This window comes from Nodosilinea sp. LEGE 07088 (genome assembly GCF_015207395.1).
Lineage (GTDB): Bacteria > Cyanobacteriota > Cyanobacteriia > Phormidesmidales > Phormidesmidaceae > Nodosilinea.
This window is the reverse complement of record NZ_JADEWX010000315.1, coordinates 1-3,284: the sequence shown is the minus strand read 5'-3', so window position 1 is coordinate 3,284 and position 3,284 is coordinate 1. Positions and strand designations below refer to the sequence as shown.

Here is a 3,284-nt window from a genome sequence, read left to right as displayed (position 1 = left end):
AGGCAGGTGGTGGCTGACATGGTAAAGACCCTGAGATGATGCAATTTCAGCGTCTCATGTCAGCTCACCCTTTCCCCCTCGCCTAACGAGGTTTCAAGCCTTTTGCCTACTTGTGTCAGGCAGTCAGCCGATGGACTGTGAAGATTACTATGACGATGAATACTTCTGGCAACGACTTGGCGCAGGGATTGGGGTTGGGGCTGCACCAGGCCTAGCGCGAGGCTTGGGTGGATCGCTGGCCAGACAGTTGCCGCAACTTCTCGATGACGTTGCCAGAGGAGCAGGCAGCATTGGCGATGACTTGGGCAGAGCTTTGGCGGGCTCCGGGGATGAACTTGTCCCAGCACTGCCCGGTGGGGGCAGGTTTCCAGCTGGGGCAGCCGATGACTTCAACCCTGCGGCTCCGCTGCGCTCTCAAGGTAATTCAGGTAGTGGAACTGGAGGTAACTTTCCTGGTCTATACGATGACTCAGCTGGCTTAGTAACTGTTAATAAACCTGATTCTGCGGCTGATGCACTAGCTACAAAGATAGGTGGACAACCCAGAGTAAGATTTGCTAGTGATGCTGATTCAAGGGAGTTTGATGCTGTCAGTGATGAATTCATTGCTCAAGCCAAACCAGCTGTTGGATCTGTTAGCCGAAAATTTAGAAATCAGGCAAAGGCAACATTTGAGGCTGCTCAGCAGACCGGTAGAAAAGTGTATTACGAATTTGAGGGACAGCCTACTGGAGATGTAATAAATGCCTTAAAGAGGTATGAGAGTAGATATGGCGTTGAAGTAGTTATTGATGTTGTTAATTGACAGGATTAAAATATGTACGAATACCACGGATGGATCACTCTAGTGTCATCTCTTGGAGAGGATGAAGAAAGTGACAGTAGGGAAATCATCAAAAAAGTTGAGGAAATTTTATCTCCTTTGGAGAAAGAGAGGAATGGCCTAGCTCATATGAAAGCTTTAAACGGAGAACAATTTGTTATTCTAGCGGGTCATTTTAATCGCGCAAGTCAGATAAAACCCTTACTTTTCAGAGTTTTTAAGGATATCGCAGGCATGGCGCCAGGATCTTATGGTCTACTGTACGTCCGCGATGATGAAGATATGGAGAACCAGGATAATGAGTTTCAGGTATTGAGAATGGCTAGAGGAAGTGTAAATAAGTGCAAAGACCAATACTTGTCCCCTTGCATTCCTGTAATAGAAGACCCTTTTATCTTGGAATAGCAATGCTAGGTAAAGTAGAGAAGAGTGGAGATTACCCACAATACTTATCTATAGGTCAGACAAGTCACGAGCGAAACGAATCCCAGCTTTGATTTCCGCTTTGGCTACACCGGCAGAGAGCGAGATGAAGCGACGGGGTTGATGTATTACCGGGCGCGGTACTACGACCCGGCTGCGGGGCGGTTTATCTCGGAAGACCCGCTTGGCTTTGGGGCGGGGGATGCCAACCTCTATCGCTACGTTTTCAATAGTCCGACCAACTACACCGATCCGAGTAGTGAATTGGCGATCGCAGTTCCTTTTGCTGTTGGTGGACTTGCAATTGGGGCCTTACTCCTCTACTACGCGCTGCAACCGGAGGAGACGCGTTTACAGCCTGGTGATCTTGAAAACTTATTCCAGCAGTGTCTTGCGACGGTCACAGGTGGCTACAATCCAGATCTAGACCCCAACCGCCCCATCTGGAACAACCCGCCACTGCCCCCCATCAGCGGGGACGACATCTTGCAGCCCCTCCTATGGATGTCGGTGATTTGTCTCCCGGTGGGTTTGGAGATGGACCACGGCCTGATGTTGATGACTTCACCTCGCCCACCCCGAACACCGATAATGAACTTGCCCCTCTCTTTATGGAGAGCGGCCCTTACTCGGACCTACAAGATGGCCCAGGTGTTGGTCCAGGCAAAGACTTCACCCCCGCGCAAAAGCGTAGAATTTATGAAGAAAATCGTCAAAGAAATGGAGGTGTACTAAGAGATGATGATACGGGTGAGCTCTTGGCTCCACCTCAGAAAAGCAGAAGAGGCGTTACCCCCTCAGCCAATGAGGCTCAAGTGGATCATATAGTCCCGCGCCGCCCCGCTGATCCAAGCGTTGCGCCTGGTACAAACAGTTACAGTAATGCGAAAGTAATATCTAGGCAAAGAAACCGACAAAAGTCCAATAGGTAGATTATCTCGCATAGAATTTGGAGTCATGATTAATGGGTAATTCTTCTGGACAAGATTGGCCGTTTGCAGATCCAAAAAATGTAGCTGTTTTCTCAACCAGGGAAATTAGTCAAAAGAAAAAGACTATCCTATGGGTTTCTCACGATTCTGACGATGGTGCTTGGCAGTTTACATCGGGTGAAAACATTGCAGAAATAGACCATACTATCGTTTCTTTAGAGAGGATAGTAAAAATTGATCCAAGTGTTAAAGAGTTGGCTGACCTGCCTTTAGGATGGAAGGCAACAAGAGAAAATGTAGATAGCCCTTGGAAATACTTAAAGACACTGCACTGAAACTTAAAAAGATGTCGCCAACCATTTCAATTCACAACCTATCCAATTTCTCTGGAATAAGCACACTAAAGAATGTATTTCAGTCACTTGCTATGCTTGATGCTGTTCTCTCACCAGAGTGGGAATACAGATATTACTCATTCGATAGCAAATGGTCTAGTAGTGAGATGTTGGGATCTATGAGAAATGGTTCTGGAGATCACCTATTTGCATTGTTTAACTCTTTTGGCTGTATCGTCAAAGGATTTAATCATGAAGCACCCTTACATTCTCTATACCTAGATCCTTGTGATGTCTCGAAGGAAGTCCTGCAATCACTTCCGGATAGAATAAACGGATATCTTCAAGAACCAGCGCTTGTATCAGAAGAGATTACGTTTTGCTTATGGAGAAGCTATACCGACGCCAATTGGAAAGCAACAAAGGTCGATTGTCTAAACGATTCAGATGACCCTGATGGCTCAGGAGAGTTGCTGATGGCTCTAAAACGCACACCTCAAGAACACAAACTTTGGGTGGATGAGTACTATGAAGTTGATGTACCTATTGAACTTGTCAATTACGTATATGAGCATAGACCATTTACTCAAGCAACTATTGAGAAATATTGCCTCGATAATTTTTCATTGAGCGATCTTTTGAAACTGGACAGTGGGAAGTTCTCTGTCCAGTGACGAGCCGCCAAGAAAAACGGACATGGGTTAAGTCAAACGACCCGTCATGCCCGAAACTGGCTGATATAGAACGTTTCAGCCAGCAATATTATGGAGC

General features: G+C 46.5%; 4 protein-coding genes and 1 pseudogene. All 5 read left to right on the top strand.

Going from position 1 to position 3,284, the window contains the following annotated elements; translation table 11 throughout:
* The first annotated feature begins 130 nt into the window (after positions 1-130).
* Positions 131-805, top strand: coding sequence for a restriction endonuclease fold toxin (locus IQ254_RS30400; protein WP_193969872.1), 675 nt, complete (start codon positions 131-133; stop codon positions 803-805).
* Between the two features lie 12 nt (positions 806-817).
* Entirely contained in the window at positions 818-1,228 is a 411-nt protein-coding gene (locus IQ254_RS30395; RefSeq protein WP_193969871.1) for an Imm7 family immunity protein, read from the top strand.
* 99 nt (positions 1,229-1,327) lie between these two features.
* A pseudogene (locus tag IQ254_RS33345) lies at positions 1,328-1,981 on the top strand (RHS repeat-associated core domain-containing protein); the annotation flags it as partial.
* A gap of 229 nt (positions 1,982-2,210) precedes the next feature.
* Entirely contained in the window at positions 2,211-2,513 is a 303-nt protein-coding gene (locus IQ254_RS30385) for a hypothetical protein (protein ID WP_193969870.1), read from the top strand.
* Entirely contained in the window at positions 2,486-3,187 is a 702-nt protein-coding gene (locus IQ254_RS30380) for a hypothetical protein (RefSeq protein ID WP_193969869.1), read from the top strand. Before IQ254_RS30385 ends, IQ254_RS30380 begins: the two co-directional genes overlap by 28 nt.
* Positions 3,188-3,284 lie beyond the last annotated feature (97 nt).

What these genes read in the sequence shown, in the direction of transcription:
- IQ254_RS30385 (WP_193969870.1), top strand. Translation starts at nt 2,211, where the DNA reads ATGGGTAATTCTTCTGGACAAGATTGGCCGTTTGCAGATCCAAAAAAT.
- IQ254_RS30395 (WP_193969871.1), top strand. Translation starts at nt 818, where the DNA reads ATGTACGAATACCACGGATGGATCACTCTAGTGTCATCTCTTGGAGAG.
- IQ254_RS30400 (WP_193969872.1), top strand. Translation starts at nt 131, where the DNA reads ATGGACTGTGAAGATTACTATGACGATGAATACTTCTGGCAACGACTT.